Here is a 16,240-nt window from a genome sequence, read left to right on the forward strand (position 1 = left end):
TCCCGGCCTTCCCTGCGCAGTGGTTTTACGGCTTATGTCGCGATCTCCCCAGGGAGCGATGCACTATTGCCCCCGTCGCCTTGCGGATGACTGACGCTGCGAGCCCGGTCGGGCCGCAACGTCACCGCAACACTTGGCGCACAGACCCCGGGCGCCAGGACCACACGATTTTGCCGTACGCTGATGGCACCGGTCGTATGCACGACGACCTTGCTCACGGTTGCCCGCCCTGCAAGCCCGTTCGTGCCAACGCCATCTGCGTCCACCGCCGCCCGGCCCGCGTTCGTGACGATCGCGATACGCCCCTCTTCCATGGGCCGGGTTGCGGCGACACATACGCCGTTTCCGAATTTCGGTAAAGCGGGATATTTTCGGCGAGGCGTCTTGACCGACGGTTTGGGTGTTTTGCCCGACGGGCAACGCAAGGTCTGGTAGCTCTTCCCTCGTCATTCCGGGGCGCGACGAAGGCGCGAACCCGGAATCCATGTCACCGCGGGTGATGCGGCCCGATGGATCCTCAGGTGCGCAATTGCGCACCATAGCTCGATGCTGCGCATCGCTCCGGAATGACGGTTGCGATGTTGATTTGCCCGACCGAGCACCACATTGGTATGGTTCCTGCAAGCGTTTCAGCCTCCATTCCCTCGACAGAACGAGACAATGCCAAGCTCAAGACCCGACCGGATCCGAAAACTCCTCGCCGACCTCGTCGGTTTCGACACCATCAGCGACCGCACCAACCTGCCCCTGATCGCCCATATCGAGAGCTACCTCGCCACATTCGGCATCAAGGGCGAGCGCGTTACCGACGAGACCGGCGAGAAGGCCGCGCTGTGGGTCACGATCGGCCCCGAGGACCGGCCGGGCATCGTGCTGTCGGGCCATACCGACGTGGTGCCTGTCGTGGGCCAGGACTGGAGCCATGATCCGTTCAAGCTGGTGGAGCGCGACGGCAAGCTCTACGGCCGCGGCACCACCGACATGAAGGGATTTGTGGCGGTCTGCCTCGCCATGGTGCCGGAGATGGTGGAGGCGAGACTCAAAACGCCGATTCATCTGGCGATCTCCTATGACGAGGAGATCGGCTGCGTCGGCGTGCGGCCGATGCTGCACGAGGTCGCGAAGAAGAAGGTCAAGCCGCTCGGCGCCTTCATCGGCGAGCCGACCCAGATGCAGGTGATCATCGGCCACAAGGGCAAGCACGGCGTGCGCGCCACCTTTCGCGGCCTCGCTCGGCATTCCTCGATCGCGCCCGACGGCGTCAACGCGATTGAATATGCCGCCGAGCTGATTGTCGAGATCCGCCGCCGCGCCGAGAAGCTTGCGGCCGTGCGCTCGACGGACAGCCTCTACGACGTTCCGCACTCGACGCTGCTCACCAGCATCGTCCACGGCGGCGCGGCGCTCAACATCGTGCCCGACACCTGCACGGTGGATTTCGAATGCCGCGGCATCGGCATCACTGAGTCGCGCGAGGTCACGGATGCGATCGTCGCCTGGGCCAAGGCCGAGCTCGAGCCGGCGATGAAGGCGAGGCATCCGGAGTGCGGCATCGATTTCGAGGAGATCCTCGACTACCCCGCCCTCGACACGCAAGCAGATGCCGCGATCGTCACGCTCGCCAAAAGCCTGGCGGGACGCAACGACCATGCCAAGGTCGCCTTCGGCACCGAGGCGAGCCTGTTCTCCAGCATGGCCGATATCCCGTCGGTGGTGATCGGCCCCGGCTCGATCGCGCAGGCGCATACGCCCGATGAGTTCGTGGAGATGGCGGAGCTGGAGAAATGCGCAGGATTTGTGGAGAGACTGATCGCGCATTGTAAGAACGCGTAGGCAATATCGGCGACGTGACTGGGTCCCGGCTCTGCGGAGCAGCACTTCGTGCTGCACCGCGTCCGGGACACGAGAGTATGGTCAGAGGGCTTGCTGCTCAGACTAATTTGCCGCTTCTTCGAGCTGAGCGCAGCGTAATCGTCGAAGCCACGACCCGGATCTCGTGTCCCGGACGCGGTGCGTCACGAAGTGACGCTCCGCAGAGCCGGGACCCAGAATGCTTGGCGAAGGCATCGAACCATGCAACTCTTGGGCGCATCTCCGGCCAAGATTGCACGACCATGCCTTACTTCGTATATATCCTTGCAAGCAAACGAAACGGTACTCTCTACATCGGCGTTACGAACGACATCGTCCGCCGAGTCGGCGAGCACAAAGCCAAGCTTATCCCCGGATTCACGCGGCAGTATGACGTGACACTGCTCGTCTATTTCGAAGCGTTTGAGTCGGTACTCGAAGCACGCTCACGCGAGCATTCGCTAAAGCGCTGGCGACGTGCGTGGAAGCTCAAGCTAATCGAAGGGCTCAATCCGGATTGGCGCGATCTAACGGATGAGCTGAATACTTTGGCAACATGACCGGGTCCCGGCTCTGCGGAGCAGCACTTCGTGCTGCACCGCGTCCGGGACACGAGCGGGGTGCGGAACAGCACAAGAGTGCGCCACAAAGCAAGAACGCGCGGCCATCGGCCGCGCCATTGATTCCCTACACCGCGCCCGCCTTCTGCGCGTATTCCCACGACGCCTTCGACAGCGGCACGGTGCGCTTGGCGGATTCAAGCGCCTTGGCGTTCGCCGCGGTGCCGTCGCGGACGCGGCCGGCGATTCCTTGCGTGATGCCGGCGAGACGGAACAGATTGTACGAGAAATACCAGTTGAGATCGGGCACCGTCATCTTCGTGACGTTGCAGTAGATCTGGGCGGCCTCTTCCAGGCTCGGGATGTTGAGCGCCTTGAGGTCGGCGCCCTCGAGGCCCGGCATGATCCACTGCATCAAAAGATAGGTGAAGTCGGCCATGGGATCGCCAAGCGTCGACAGCTCCCAGTCCAGCACCGCCTGCACGCGCGGTTCCGTCGCGTGGAAGATCATGTTGTCGAGGCGATAGTCGCCGTGGACGATAGAGACGCGCGCCTGCTCCGGCACGGTCCTCGGCAGCCATTCGGCGACCTTCTCGAACTCGGGAATGTGCTGGGTCTCGGATGCCCGATACTGCTTGGTCCAGCGATCGATCTGGCGCGCGAAATAGTTGCCGGGCTTGCCGAAATCACCTAGGCCGATCGCGTTGGGATCGTACATGTGGAGCTTCGCCAGCGTCTCGATCTTGCTGGTGAAGATCTTGCGCCGGTCGTCCGGCGCCTGGCTCGGCAGCGTCGGATCCCAGAACACCCGCCCCTCCTCCATCGACATGATGTAGAAGGCCGCACCAATGACGCTGTCGTCCTGGCACAGCGCATAGGCGCGCGCGACCGGAAAGCCCTGTTTACCGAGCGCGGCGATCACGCGATATTCGCGGTCGACCGCATGCGCCGAGGGCAGCAATTTGCCGAACGGCTTGCGGCGCATCACGTAGGAGCGGTTCGGCGTGTTGAGGCGATAGGTCGGGTTGGACTGGCCGCCCTTGAACTGGAGCACGACCAGCGGGCCTTCGAAGCCTTCGACGTTCTCGCGCATCCACGCCTCGAGCCGCAGTTCGTCGAAGCGATGACGCTCCTCGACCGGCTTGGTGCCCGAGAACTCCTCGTCTTTCCTGACGCCGTCAGCCACGGTGACGCTCCCTCTTCAGTCCGAACATGATCCTAATCGGTAACCGCTGACGCACTTGCGTCAAGCGGTTACCGCAATTGGATCATGTGCCGTCGTTTCTTCAAGTCGGGAGCGCCGCAGGGCTCCCCCGCTTAGTGATTGGGAGAGTTGGCATACTTCCGAACTTCGAGCCTGGCAATGGCGCGGTTATGCACCTCGTCCGGACCGTCGGCGAGACGGAGCGTGCGGATGTGGGCATAGTCCTTGGCAAGACCCGCCTCGTCCGACACTCCGGCGCCGCCGAACGACTGGATCGCCTCGTCGATGATCTTCAGCGCCATGTTGGGAGCGGCGACCTTGATCATGGCGATCTCGGCCTGCGCGGTCTTGTTGCCGACCTTGTCCATCATGTCGGCCGCCTTGAGGCAGAGCAGACGCGTCATCTCGATGTTGGTGCGGGCTTCGCCGATGCGCTGCTCCCACACGGAGTGCTCGACGATCTTCTTACCGAAGGCGGTGCGCGAGGTGAGCCGCTTCACCATCTTCTCCAGCGCCTCCTCGGCCTTGCCGATGGTGCGCATGCAATGATGGATGCGGCCGGGGCCCAGACGGCCCTGCGCGATCTCGAAACCGCGGCCCTCGCCGAGCAGGATGTTCTCCTTCGGCACGCGGACGTTCTCGAGCAGCACCTGGGCGTGGCCGTGCGGGGCGTCGTCGAAGCCGAACACCGGCAGCATCTTCTCGACCTTGATACCGGGCGTGTCGAGCGGAACCAGGATCTGGGACTGCTGCTGGTGCTTGGCCGCCTTGAAATCGGTCTTGCCCATCAGAATCGCGATCTTGCAGCGGGGATCGCCGACGCCGGACGACCACCATTTGCGGCCGTTGATGACGTAGTGGTCGCCGTCGCGCTCGATGCGGGTCTCGATGTTGGTGGCGTCGGACGAGGCGACCGCCGGTTCCGTCATCAGGAAGGCGGAGCGGATCTCGCCGTCCATCAGCGGGCGCAGCCATTTGCGCTTCTGCTCCTTGGTGCCGTACCGCATGAACACTTCCATGTTGCCGGTATCAGGCGCGGAGCAGTTGAACACCTCGGAGGCCCAGGTGATGCGGCCCATCTCTTCGGACAAGAGCGCGTATTCGAGATTGGTCAATCCCGCACCGCGGAATTCATCATCTTCATGCTCGTTCGGCGGCATGAACATGTTCCAGAGGCCTTCGGCCTTCGCCTTCTTCTTGAGGTCCTCGAGGATCGGGATCACCTTCCAGCGCTCGCCACTGTGGTCCTGCTGATCGTAGATCGGCACCGCCGGGCGCACGTGCTTGGCCATGAAGGACCGCACGCGGTCGAGCCATTCCTTCTGCTTGGTGGACAGATCAAAATCCATGGGACGCTCCTCGTTTTTCTCTCTCGCAAACCCTTTTGCGCCGGACTGTCCTCCCGCCGCGCGCGGCCCGCAAGCGCGAAGCTGCGAGGCGCACCGGAACCCATCACAGTTGCGAATGAGTTCTGATTGCGGATTGACTTTCCCGGCCTTCAAACGATAGTTTCATACAACTGTTTGAATTGCAACTCCCCTCCCTGAGGGCTCCCATGGCCAGCGATCATACGAGGTCTGCCATTCTCGCCGCCGCCGAACGGCTCTACGCCGATCGCGGCTTCGGCGACGTGACGCTGCGCGACATCGTCGCGGAGGCCAATGTCAACCTGGCGGCGGTGAACTATCATTTCGGCTCGAAGGACGAGCTGATCGCGGAGCTGTTCGTCACACGCTCGATCGCCACCAACCGCGAGCGCCTGCGCGAACTGAAGGCGGCGGAAGAGCAAGGCGGCGGCCGCGCGCCGATCGAGGTGATCCTGCGCGCGCTGGTCGGGCCGACCCTGCGCGGCTGCCTTGGCCCGGCGAACCAGCGCTCCACCGCCGCGCGCTTCATGATCCGCGCCTCGATCGAATCCGTGCCGCCGATCCGCCGCATCAAGAACCGCGAGATCGACCATTTGCGGAAATTCGCCGGCGCGATGCGCCGCGCCCTGCCCGAGCGCAGCGAGGTCGATATCTACTGGGGCCTCAACTTCGCGCTCGCGATGGCGCACCACACCATCCGCGAGAGCGAACGGCTGACGAAGCTGTCGGAAGGCAAATGCGATCTCGACGACGTCGAGGACGTGGTCGCGCGCGTGGTCAGCGTCGCGACGATGGCGCTGACGGCGGGAAAAGTCGAGGCAAAGCCGCGCGCACTGGCGCGGGATGCGCGCTGATCGAGAATATCGGTCGAAAGCCGTGCGAGGTCAGTCCCGCTTGCGGCAAGACCTCGGACATCCGCAGTCTAAATTAGCGGCGACAGCGGGCTACACCCGCTGCGGCATCTCCTCGGCCTCTTCCTTGGCGAGCAGCAGCAGCATCTCGATGCCCATCTCGCCTTCCTGCGGCGAGCGGATGAACTTTATTTCGTCGGCGCTCTGCCGCAGCGCAGCAATGATAGCGACGGCCTGATTGGCGGTGGCCGCCTCGGTCGCCAGAATGGCCTTCTGGTCCTTGGCCTGGAACCCGATCGTGTAGGACATTCACTTCCCTCCCGAACTCAAGTGGAGGGATCGAATCAGAGTCTCGCGCGAAGGGGAAGCCTGTGCGACTACGGACCGGGATTATTTGGGGATTGCGCGCAAGCTTCAGGCAAGCCCCAGCATCCTCGGCCGTCGCACGGTCGCGCCGAGGCTTGCGCTCCCCTCCGGCTAGATGATCCCCTGCTTCTTCAACGCCTCGATCTTGCCGGCATCATAGCCGAGCTTGCCGCCGAGCACCTCCTGGGTGTGCTCCCCTAGCAGCGGCGGAGCGCGGTAGGTCTGGATCGGCGTCTCCGAGAGGGTCAGCGCGTTGCGGACCAGCGAAAGATCGGGCTTGAAGGGGTGGTCGACCTTCACCCGCATGCCGCGCGACTGGACGTGCGGATCGGAAAACACCTGCTCGAAATTGTTGATCGGACCTGACGGCACGCCGGCCTCCTCCAGCTTTTCCAGCCAGTAGGCCACCGGCTGCTTCAGGAACAGGCCGGCGAAGATCGCCATGATCTCCTTGCCGTGCACGACGCGATCGTTGTTCTTGACGAAGCGCGGATCGTTCGCAAGCTCGGGCTCGCCGAGGACCGCGCAGGTGCGCTGAAACTGGCCGTCATTGCCGACCACCAGCATCAATTCGCCGTCGGCGCAGCGGAACACGCCGGCCGGCATGCCGCCATTGCCCCAGGTGCCGCGACGCGGCGGCGTCTTGCCGTTGACGAGATAGATCTGCAGCCAGTGCGACAAGGATGCGATGACGGTATCGAACAGGCAGACGTCGATGTGCTGTCCCTGCCCGCCATTGGCATCACGATGGTAGAGCGCCGAGAGAATCCCGATCGAGGCGTTCATGCCGGTCATGTAGTCGACGATCGACGGGCCGACCTTCATCGGGCCCTCGCCCGGCTCGCCGTCGATATGGCCGGTGACGCTCATCAATCCGCCCATCGCCTGAAGGATGGCATCATAGCCGGCACGCGGCGCATACGGTCCGGTCTGGCCGAAACCGGTCACCGAGCAATAGATGATGCCGGGATTGATCGCCTTGATGGTCTCATAGTCGAGGCCGTAGCGCTTGAGATCGCCGACCTTGTAGTTCTCCATGAAGACGTCGGCGTCCTTGGCGAGCTCGCGGACGATCGCCTGCCCTTCCGGCTTGGCGATGTTGACGGTGACGGACTTCTTGTTGCGGTTGGCGCAGAGATAGAACGAATTGTTGTTGTTGGCCTTGCCCTCGGGGTCGGTCAGGTAAGGGGGGCCGAAGGCGCGCGCGTCGTCGCCGGTGCCCGGCCGCTCGATCTTGATCACCTCCGCTCCGAGATCGCCGAGCATCTGGGCCGACAAGGGCCCGGCAAGCACGCGGGTGAGGTCAAGGATCTTGATGCCTGAGAGCGGCAAGGCCGACATACCGATTTCCTCCGGGGAACTGATCTTGGCGCGGCGGCGAGATCGAAAGGCCGCGCTCCCTGCGGATACACTATTTTCGTGCTCTGAGCACTGCACTGACGGCATACGGCCATCCCCTGCGGGGCAGCGGCGCCAATTCCAGCCCGCAACTTTCCGCACCGCGAATTTCGTCTCGAGGTCTCAGGTTGCGCCCGCAGCGACCACCCGCGGCCGGCGGCGGCCGAGCAGGGCCAGGATCAGCACCGCGGCGCAGGAGAAGACAAAGGTGAGACCGAGCGCACCGCGGCTGCCGAACTGGGTCAGCAGGCCGACGAGGAGCGGCGGCGAGACCGCCGATGCCAGATTGAGCGGCAGTGCGATCATCGACATCGCCTTGGCGAACTCGGCCTGGTCGTAGAACACGAGCGGGATGGTCGCCCGCGCCACGGCCATCGCGCCGCTGCCGGCACCATAGAGCAGGATGAACACCGCGACCGCCCAGGTGGCGCCCTCGCTCATCATCAGCAGCAGCATGGCGATCGGCAATGCGGTGCCCGCCACGAGCCCGGTCGTGATCCCGTCCCACCGCCCGCCACCGAGGAAATCCAGCCCACGGGCGCTGACCTGGATCACGCCCAGCATCGAGCCGAAGGCGAGTGCCTGCGCCGGCGTCAGCCCCTCCGCCCGCAACAGCTCGATCAGGGTGGCGCTGATGCCGAAAGTGACGAAGGCGTTCAGCGTGATCGCCGCAACGACGAGGCCGAACGTGCTCCTTGGGATCGCAGGCGGCGGCGACCGCCTGGCCGGATCGGCGCCATCATCCATTGCGATCTGCCGGCGCGGCGCGAAAAACGCATAGAGCGGGAGGCTGACGACGAGCATCATCGCCGCGTAGACGAGGCACGTCCCCCGCCAGCCGAGGTGACCGCTCAGGAACGAGGTGGTCGGCCAGAAGATGCTGCTCGACAGGCCCGTCACCAGCATGAGCGCGCCGATCGCGCTCTTGGCCCGCCGCCCCGCGACCTCGTTCAGCATGATATAGGCGCCGGTCGACAGCGTGGCGCTGCCGGCGATGCCGAGCACGATCCACGCTGCAAAATAAAGCATCGGCTCGCGCGCGAGCGAGAGCAGCACGAAGCCCGGCGCAGTGACGATCGTACCGACCATCATGACCGTCCGCGCGCCATGCCGCGCAAAGGATTTGGCGAGCAACGGGCCGCACAGCCCCATCGAGACGTAGAGAACGGATGTCCCGGCGAACACCGCCGGCAGGCTCATGCCGAGATCGGCGGCGAGATCGCGCCCGACGATGGCGGGAAGCCCGATCGTGCCCCATCCGACCAGCTGCGTGATGGCGAGCACCAGCAGGACGCCGATGAGCCTGCCGTCAGATTTCAAGAACCGCATTCCAAACGTCGCCTGCCTGCCGGGCGCGGATCGCGCCGGCTCACATCTCTTAGCGGCAGATCGCAGGATCGAGGAATGTAAGTTCCGAATGGTGAGAAGCCGCATTCGCAGAGCCGAAGAAGCCCCGCCCGATTGACACGGACTATTCTCTGGTCCATTTTGTGGAAACTCACAAATGGAACAATGAGATGCGAGTCTCCGTCACCGAGGCCAAGGGACAGTTGACCGATCTCGTTCGCCGTGCAGAAGCCGGCGACGAGGTGATCCTGACGCGACACGGACATCCTGCGGTGCGGCTCGTTCCGATCAAGCTTCCGCCGGACCTTACAACCCGCCGCGCGGTGCTCGAGGCTGCGCGCAAGAACGGCGCAGCCAAAGCCCTTCCCGGCCCGGATGCGGCCCGCAGTCAGGACTTTCTTTTTGGTGACGACGGACTGCCGGAATGATCGCGGTCGATACGTCGGCACTCATGGCAATCGTGCTCGACGAGCCCAAAGCCAATGCCTGCATCGCTGCCCTGGAGACCGCTGACGAAATCCTGATCTCGGCCGCCACCGCTGCCGAGAGCCTGATCGTCGCTGCGCGCCGCGGCGTGCACGAAGAGATGCAGAACCTGATCGCAAATCTCGGCTTCAACGTGATTTCGGTGACCCGAGCCTCCGCTGAGCGCGTAGCGCAGATCTACTCACGTTGGGGCCGAGGAATCCATCCTGCCGGCCTCAACTTTGGCGATTGCTTCGCTTACGATGTCGCAAAGGAGAATGGCTGCGCGCTGCTCTATATCGGCGATGGCTTTGCGCAGACTGATATTACCGCGGCGGTGTAAGTCGCGTGCGAAGCGCTGCGGTGTCTTGCGCGCCGAATTCAAAGAGCTGAGAGCTCGCCCGCCGCATCACGCGGTGTGGCCGGGATCGATGTGCTTCGGCGTCTTCTTGTCCCGCTGCGGCGTCATCTTGGCCGGGTCAGGCGCACCGGGCACGCCGCGCGGCCCGAGCTGCTCGCGCTGGATGTCGTCCTCCGACAGCGGCGGCTCCACGCCGTTCTGCTCACGGGGCTTGGTCACCTCGGCCTCCTTCTCTCGGTGCTCTACACACCGAGCGCGTTGTCGCCGGCTTCGCGGCCGGGCACGCTGACATGGACTTCATGCCCCTCGCGAAGGGCCAGGGATGCCGCGGCCACCGCCGACTCGAAGGCGGCTTCCTTGGTGGCGTATCGGCTCTTGACGTCGCCGTCATGCAGCACGCCCCATTCGTCCTGCACCGGTACGATGGCATATTGAGCAAGGCCCATTGTCGAACTCCTCCCGTTCTCGATGTCTAATGTTGCGTCAGCTGCGGATGCGGCGCGCTCACCCGCCAGACCGTGTTGCCGCTGTCGTCTGCGATCAAAAGCGCGCCGGTCTTGTCGATGGCGACGCCGACGGGGCGGCCGCGCGCCTGGTTGTCGCCGTTGAGAAAGCCCGTGACGACGTCCTGCGGCGGACCGCTCGGCTTGCCATCCGCGAACGGCACGAACACGACCTTGTAGCCGTTGAGCACGTGCCTGTTCCAACTGCCGTGCTCGCCGACGAACGCGCCGCCACGATAGGCCGCGGGCAGACCGGTGCCGGTATTGAAGGCGAGCCCGAGCGGAGCGACATGCGAGCTCAGGGCATAGTCCGGCACGATCGCCTTGGCGACGAGATCCGGCCGCTCCGGCTTGACGCGGGGATCGACGTGCTGGCCGAAATAGCTGTAGGGCCAGCCGTAGAAGCCGCCGTCCTTCACCGAGGTCATGTAGTCGGGGACGAGATCGGGGCCGAGCTCGTCGCGCTCGTTCACCACCGTCCACAGCGCGCCGGTCTGCGGCTCGAAGCTGAGGCCGTTCGGGTTGCGCAGACCGCTTGCGAACACGCGCCAGCGGCCGCTGGCGCGATCGATCTCGAGGATGGCGGCGCGGTTGTGCTCGGCCTCCATGCCGTTCTCGGTGATGTTGCTGTTGGAACCGACGCCGGCATAGAGCTTCGAACCGTCGGGGCTCGCCACCAGGCTCTTGGTCCAGTGATGGTTGATCGGTCCGCCCGGCAGCGGCGTCAGCACCGTGCCCGGCGCGGTGATCTTCGTATCCCCTTCCGTGTAGGGATATCTGACGATCGCGTCGGTGTTGGCAACATAGAGATCGTTGCCGACCAGCGCGACGCCGAACGGCGAATTGAGATGGTCGAGGAACACGCTTTGCGTGTCCGGCACACCGTCGCCATTGCTGTCGCGCAGCAGCGTGATGCGATTGCTCGCGCCGGTATCGCCGCCGGAGGTCGCCCAGGATTCGACGAAACCCATCACGATCTCTTTGGGCCGCTTGATCGGTGCGCCCTTCGGCGCCTTGGATTCCACCACCAGCACGTCACCATTGGGCAGCACGTAGAGCGAGCGCGGGTGCTGCAAGCCCGTGGCAAAGGCCTTGGCCTGCAAGCCCTGCGCAACCGTCGGTGTCTCATCCTTCTTCCAACCGACGATGCGGGCGATATGGATCGGCGGCAGCAAATATTGCTGGATGTCGGGGAGTGTCGGGTTGGCGCCTACTTGCGCCCTGGGATCGCCGCTGCCGTCATTGCAGCCGGCCAGAAACAGCAGCGACGAGCACAACAGCGCGTGAGTGAACAAGTGCTTCATCGCGCAACTCCCACGCCGTGGCGATAGACCATGGCCCAGCCGAGCCAGCCCGTGATCGGCAGGATCAGCACGGTGATCGCGGACAGAACGAGCCCGCTCGGCCAGACCGAGGTCCAGGCATCGCGCGTGTGGATCATCGTGTTGAAGATCGCCAGGATCAGCACCACCGCATTGCCGATCAAATGCGGCCAGGCCGGCGCCTGCGCCCGCACCAGCCGGTTACCGAGGAAATCGGTCAGGCCCGCGATGGCCGCCAGCACGCCGAAGATGACGCCGACGAGCAAAAGCCAAGCCGAAAAATCCGCCCACATGATCTCGGCGCTGACGACATAGGCGATGTCAGTCAGCAGCGCCCCGACAAAACACGCGATCGGGATCGGCACCAGCATCGGATGAATGGGATGACCCGCGATCTGCGCGGTGCTGCGCACGCGCACGTCTTCTTGCACGATTGGCCTCGTGTGACTTTTGGCCCCTGCCCGTGCGGCCAACTCAGGCCCGCGATGAAGGTTCCTACCGTTGTGCAGCAAGCCGTGCGCCGACCTCACACGCCGCCCTTGCGCGCTTTCGCCATCGTGAAGCGAGGCCATGGCTCTCCCGCCCATATCCGACGGGAACAACGGCCGGGCCAAATCCTTCACGTAGTCGCGAGCTTCGAGCCCCAGGGCGCAGCCGATCGCTCCGCGCCAATGCGGCCCGAGGCATCCAGCTACTAAACCATCATGCACGATTCAGTGATGGAGCACCTACGTCCGCAAGCTGTGCTTGTTCAGAACCCTGACCGTGCTGGCCCGTGGTCCCTTCTCTCCGAGATCCTCAACAAAGCTGACACGCGAGCCGACAGCGATGCTCGCGCGCCCCTCCACAACGCTGTTACGATTGAAATAGACCTCCTGGCCATCGGTCCCCTCCAGAAAGCCGAACTCGCCGCTGGGATCGATACGCACGACGGTCCCGACCGGCAATCCTTCGTGGAGCTTGGTCTGGCCGTGCATCACACGCACCTGGTCCTGCAGCTGCCGCCGTGCGCGCTTGAATGCATCGTCCACCGCAAAGGTCAGATCGGCGTACCGCTCGTCCTGCTTGGGCGTCCGCCCGACATTGACTTCGCGCCCTTCGGGAAGGCACAGGCGGATGCTCACCTGGTATTGACCGCCCGTCTTGTGACGATCACCAGGGCCTCTCACGATGATGCGACCCGCGGTCGCTCGACCGTAGCGCTTTTCCAGCTCAGCGATGTGCCCGTCGATCGCAGCTTGCAGCTTCGGGGACGCCGTCACGTGCTCGAACTCGATTTGAGCCGGGGTTTGCATGGTCGCGCTCCTCTTATCGGACGGACATTCTGAGCACACGATGCGCCCAAAACTTTGCGTGAGATCAACCCGATCCGATTGGCAATCCGCCGTGGGAACCTTGCGGCACGTCAAAGCATGCCAGCCCGAACCCGCGAATAATCAACGATCGGTCTCTGGTCCGGGAGCAACATCATGAGCATGTCCACGGGTGTGACTGCGTTGGATCATTCGGTCCAGGAAATAAATGTCTGGCTCAAGGCCATCGACGAGCAGCTGGCCCTGGAGAACCGCCACCAGGCCTACAGTGCATTGCGAGCCGTTCTGCATGCGTTGCGTGATCGGTTGCCGCCGGAGGTGGTGGTCAAGCTCGGGGCTCAGCTGCCGATCATGGTGCGAGGTATCTACTACGAGGGCTGGCGCTTGGCGGCAACGCCGACCAAGGAACGGCATATCGAGGAATTTGCGGCACATGTCGCCAGGGAGCTTCCGCCGCAGTTCCCGCTCACTGCGCTCGGCGCCGCCCGCGGCGTCTACGAAGTGCTGTGGGAGAAGCTGGATCCCGGCGAATTCGAGAAGTTGATGGCCCATCTTCCGGCGCCGCTCAGAAATCTACAGGGCTGACCAGACCGGGGGGCGGTGCATGAAACGCGATCAATCGCTCGACGTTTCTGATCGTCACGGTTGCCGATCGACTTCTGGGGGAAGAGGTTCGGCAACTTCCGCACGGCGGAGCCACCGCCGGTGAAACCGCGGATGAAGCGACAGGCCGCCCGAAGGAGTCAGCATGGGATCGCGATGCGCGCGGCGAGCGTCCTTGGGAGGATGGCCCGGACGGCCAGACGTGAGGCAGCATCGTTGTCCTCGTGCGCTTTGCTTCGCTATGAGCGCCTCTCCATCCCTGACGTCGAAACAGCAGCGCTGCCGAACACGTCCCTATTTGCGTCGACCAGTCGACTTGGCCTCCCGAGCCAAGCGCTCCGCCTTCAAGCGCTCGCGGTTGTCTTGAAACGACTGTTGCGCGATTTCATAGTCACTCGGCCGTTTCGTCTTCGTCGTGTCGACCTGCTTGAACAGCTTGTCGGCCTCGCGCTTGGCACGATCCGTGCGATGGTCATTCGTCCTCATTTCGTTGTCCTTCGATTGAGTGAACGCGGCGTCTGCCGGTCACGTTGCCTGATTGTCTGAGGCGAATAGCGCTTGCAGGCGGCTGGACGATCGTAGTGGCTGGCCACCACAGTGCTCGCGCTCATGGCATCTTCGGGCGCGGCTACTCGCAAGCGGGTCCAAGTCAACTCATCGTTCGACCATGAGTTCCCTACCGAGCCCGGATCGAAGAAGAATTAGCTTGGAACATCGGAGCTCTTGCCCCATATTTTCAGGTATCATCGACATCAGCCAACCAGGGCGTCGGTGGCTGAGAGACCGCGCGCGCTCCCGCCTGCAGAGGGTGCGCCGTGATGACCCGGTACTACTTCGACATTAGAGACGGCCAGGATCTCTACCCCGACGAAGAGGGCCTTGATCTCGCCGATCAGAAGGCGGCCGAGATCGAAGCTGCAAGAGCGTTAGGCGATCTGGCCAAGGACCTTCCCCCACTCGATGAGCGCCAGCACATGGCGATCGAGGTTCGAACGATGAGCGGACCAATCTTCCAGGCCGCCTTTGTATTTGAGATTGCCCGGCTGAAGCAATAGGCCGGGTGCTTTCGAGATGGCGCTCGTCTTGCGATCCGCCTGCCGTCTCTGCCCAGCAAGGGACGGAGATACTCTCTTGATGCGATCCAAAACAATAGCAGCGCCGACGCTGGATGCTTGCCACTGGCTCAACAGCGGCCAGCATCCCGACTGGATTTTGATCACCTATTGGTGCAAGCGGAAGATGACTATGCTGGCGTCGCCTCCCTCCAGCTCGCCGCAGGGCACAGCATTCTGGCATTCCGACAGCGAAGTGCGCGGCAGTTTCGATCTCTGCGCTATCGCATCGCGAAGATTTCCTGATGGAACCTGTCGCCGACAGGAAAGCCGTGCGTGGCAAAGTCTCGCCTGAGCGCTTCACCGAAGGCGGTCGGGCCACAGAACCAGATGCTTGCCGTGCGCCATTCCGGCGCCGCTTCGCGAATGCGCTCGCCACTCAGTCGTCCATCACGGGCGTCGACAAGAACGTGCAGGCGTACATCAGCCGAGTGCGCATCTGCTGCAAGCTTTCCCAGCGCCTCCTCGTCGACATCAGCCGTGGTGTGAAAGAGGTGAACCGTCGGCGCAATGGTGCAAGCGGGAGTCCCCGTCTGCATGGCCAGCTCCTTCATGCGGGCGACGAAAGGCGTGATGCCAATGCCGCCGCCGATCCAGATCTGGTGCGCGCAATCGTCGTCGAAAGTGAAGCAACCATAGGGCCCTTCCACCTTTACTTCCTGCCCGACGCGGAGCTTCTCCCGCAGCCGGCTGGTGTGGTCGCCCAGTTCCTTGGTGATGAAGGTGATCCTGGGGCTTTCAGCGCTCCAGACGGACGCGATCGTGTAGGGATGGGCACCCTCCGAGGTGTCCGACGTGGCGAAGGCAAACTGGCCCGGTCTGTGTCCCGGCCAGCCGTGCGGCACCTCGATTTCCGTCTCGATTGCTCTGACGCCGGGATAGTATTTCAGAGAGGTGATCCTGCCATTGACCTGCCGCCCAGCGCCCACACGTCGCAGGAGCGCAAGAACGGCCGCCCACGTGCCGCAGGCAAGCAGCCCGCCCATGATCCAGCCGAGCGGGGACATCCAGTAGCTGAACTTCATCAGAGTGACGGCATGAAAGACCAGCACGAGGTACGCAAGGGCGATGAGCCGATGCGTCTTGTAGAACAGCCGGTAGGGAAACGACTGAACGAGTGCCAGAACGATCAGCACCACAGTCCCATAGAATGCCCACTCGCCGAGCCCCTCCGCCAATCCGCGCAGGCTGGCAAAGAAGGCTTCAATGGGATTCTCGATGATGGGCCTCGCCCCCCGCTCCGGTCGCGCCAGCAGACCCCAGCCAACTGCCCATTTCGGGCCATTGGCCCATAGCCAATGAACAATGGCCGTCACAAGGGCCGTGATGCCGAGCCATTTGTGCAAGCGGTACATCTTGTCGAGGCCGCCGAGCCACGCCTCCGGCCAGCGCGGTCGCAATGCGAGGATCATCGCCATGCTCATGCAACCGATTGCCAGGACGCCGCTTAACTGCACCATCCTCTCGCGAAGCGGGAAAAAGGGACCGGTCCCGAATGGACGGGGTTCCGCAACCAGCCAGAGCAGGACGAGAACCGCCAGACTACCCCAAAATGCCCGCTTTGGATTTTGCATGTGGGCCCTGTCTCATGCCGACATCGGCGTGACCGATCGCAAG

General features: G+C 63.6%; 19 protein-coding genes. 7 read left to right on the plus strand and 12 right to left on the minus strand.

Translation table 11 applies throughout. The features are described from left to right. The first annotated feature begins 660 nt into the window (after positions 1-660). Both argE and H1B27_RS22865 read left to right on the plus strand, forming a co-directional pair. Positions 661-1,833, plus strand: coding sequence for an acetylornithine deacetylase (argE, locus tag H1B27_RS22860; RefSeq protein WP_197967610.1), 1,173 nt, complete (start codon positions 661-663; stop codon positions 1,831-1,833). A 281-nt stretch (positions 1,834-2,114) separates the two neighbouring features. Next, entirely contained in the window at positions 2,115-2,411 is a 297-nt protein-coding gene (locus tag H1B27_RS22865; protein ID WP_061877010.1) for a GIY-YIG nuclease family protein, read from the plus strand. Positions 2,412-2,538: 127 nt separating this feature from the next. Here H1B27_RS22865 and H1B27_RS22870 read toward each other — a convergent pair whose 3' ends face one another. Continuing rightward, positions 2,539-3,597, minus strand: coding sequence for a phosphotransferase family protein (locus tag H1B27_RS22870; RefSeq protein ID WP_061877011.1), 1,059 nt, complete (start codon positions 3,595-3,597; stop codon positions 2,539-2,541). 131 nt (positions 3,598-3,728) lie between these two features. Continuing rightward, positions 3,729-4,964 (minus strand): acyl-CoA dehydrogenase family protein, encoded by a 1,236-nt coding sequence (locus H1B27_RS22875; RefSeq protein ID WP_197967611.1) that lies wholly within the window; start codon positions 4,962-4,964, stop codon positions 3,729-3,731. Positions 4,965-5,170: 206 nt separating this feature from the next. Between H1B27_RS22875 and H1B27_RS22880 the strand changes: the two genes are divergently transcribed. Continuing rightward, entirely contained in the window at positions 5,171-5,836 is a 666-nt protein-coding gene (locus H1B27_RS22880; RefSeq protein ID WP_028181114.1) for a TetR/AcrR family transcriptional regulator, read from the plus strand. A gap of 90 nt (positions 5,837-5,926) precedes the next feature. Here H1B27_RS22880 and H1B27_RS22885 read toward each other — a convergent pair whose 3' ends face one another. From H1B27_RS22885 to H1B27_RS22895, 3 genes are all read right to left on the minus strand, one after another. After that, positions 5,927-6,142: a hypothetical protein gene (locus H1B27_RS22885; RefSeq protein ID WP_014494475.1), complete on the minus strand. Its 216-nt coding sequence runs from the start codon at positions 6,140-6,142 to the stop codon at positions 5,927-5,929. 168 nt (positions 6,143-6,310) lie between these two features. Further along, on the minus strand, positions 6,311-7,540 hold the full coding sequence (locus H1B27_RS22890) for a CaiB/BaiF CoA transferase family protein (RefSeq protein ID WP_197967612.1): 1,230 nt from the start codon (positions 7,538-7,540) through the stop codon (positions 6,311-6,313). Positions 7,541-7,720: 180 nt separating this feature from the next. Further along, entirely contained in the window at positions 7,721-8,926 is a 1,206-nt protein-coding gene (locus tag H1B27_RS22895; RefSeq protein ID WP_061877015.1) for an MFS transporter, read from the minus strand. Positions 8,927-9,114: 188 nt separating this feature from the next. Between H1B27_RS22895 and H1B27_RS22900 the strand changes: the two genes are divergently transcribed. Beyond that, complete coding sequence (locus H1B27_RS22900) at positions 9,115-9,372, plus strand: type II toxin-antitoxin system Phd/YefM family antitoxin (protein ID WP_061877016.1); 258 nt, start codon at positions 9,115-9,117, stop codon at positions 9,370-9,372. Then, positions 9,369-9,752, plus strand: coding sequence for a type II toxin-antitoxin system VapC family toxin (locus H1B27_RS22905; protein WP_197967613.1), 384 nt, complete (start codon positions 9,369-9,371; stop codon positions 9,750-9,752). Before H1B27_RS22900 ends, H1B27_RS22905 begins: the two co-directional genes overlap by 4 nt. 66 nt (positions 9,753-9,818) lie before the next feature. Here the strand turns inward: H1B27_RS22905 and H1B27_RS22910 are convergent, their stop codons facing one another. The 5 genes from H1B27_RS22910 to H1B27_RS22930 form a co-directional block, all read right to left on the minus strand. Beyond that, a complete protein-coding gene (locus H1B27_RS22910; protein ID WP_197488619.1) occupies positions 9,819-9,989 on the minus strand; it encodes a hypothetical protein in 171 nt (56 codons plus the stop codon). Between the two features lie 23 nt (positions 9,990-10,012). Continuing rightward, on the minus strand, positions 10,013-10,216 hold the full coding sequence (locus H1B27_RS22915) for a hypothetical protein (RefSeq protein ID WP_061030115.1): 204 nt from the start codon (positions 10,214-10,216) through the stop codon (positions 10,013-10,015). Positions 10,217-10,242: 26 nt separating this feature from the next. Then, entirely contained in the window at positions 10,243-11,577 is a 1,335-nt protein-coding gene (locus H1B27_RS22920) for a PQQ-dependent sugar dehydrogenase (RefSeq protein ID WP_197967614.1), read from the minus strand. Further along, positions 11,574-12,026 carry a DUF2231 domain-containing protein gene (locus H1B27_RS22925; RefSeq protein ID WP_061877019.1) on the minus strand — a complete coding sequence of 151 codons (453 nt, stop codon included), beginning with the start codon at positions 12,024-12,026 and terminating at the stop codon, positions 11,574-11,576. The genes H1B27_RS22920 and H1B27_RS22925 overlap by 4 nt, the downstream gene beginning before the upstream one ends. A 297-nt stretch (positions 12,027-12,323) precedes the next feature. Next, complete coding sequence (locus H1B27_RS22930) at positions 12,324-12,890, minus strand: HPF/RaiA family ribosome-associated protein (RefSeq protein WP_197967615.1); 567 nt, start codon at positions 12,888-12,890, stop codon at positions 12,324-12,326. A gap of 174 nt (positions 12,891-13,064) precedes the next feature. Between H1B27_RS22930 and H1B27_RS22935 the strand changes: the two genes are divergently transcribed. After that, a complete protein-coding gene (locus H1B27_RS22935; protein WP_245311862.1) occupies positions 13,065-13,493 on the plus strand; it encodes a DUF2267 domain-containing protein in 429 nt (142 codons plus the stop codon). Positions 13,494-13,805: 312 nt separating this feature from the next. Here H1B27_RS22935 and H1B27_RS22940 read toward each other — a convergent pair whose 3' ends face one another. Beyond that, positions 13,806-13,997, minus strand: a complete 192-nt coding sequence (locus H1B27_RS22940; protein ID WP_061877021.1) for a hypothetical protein — start codon at positions 13,995-13,997, stop codon at positions 13,806-13,808. 332 nt (positions 13,998-14,329) lie between these two features. Here H1B27_RS22940 and H1B27_RS22945 point away from each other — a divergent pair, with 332 nt between their 5' ends. Then, positions 14,330-14,566: a DUF6894 family protein gene (locus H1B27_RS22945; protein WP_028182355.1), complete on the plus strand. Its 237-nt coding sequence runs from the start codon at positions 14,330-14,332 to the stop codon at positions 14,564-14,566. Positions 14,567-14,844: 278 nt separating this feature from the next. Here H1B27_RS22945 and H1B27_RS22950 read toward each other — a convergent pair whose 3' ends face one another. Further along, positions 14,845-16,197, minus strand: coding sequence for a ferredoxin reductase family protein (locus tag H1B27_RS22950; protein ID WP_197967616.1), 1,353 nt, complete (start codon positions 16,195-16,197; stop codon positions 14,845-14,847). Between the last annotated feature and the right edge of the window lie 43 nt (positions 16,198-16,240).

The sequence above is a fragment of the Bradyrhizobium diversitatis genome, from assembly GCF_016031635.1.
GTDB classification, from domain to species: domain Bacteria; phylum Pseudomonadota; class Alphaproteobacteria; order Rhizobiales; family Xanthobacteraceae; genus Bradyrhizobium; species Bradyrhizobium diversitatis.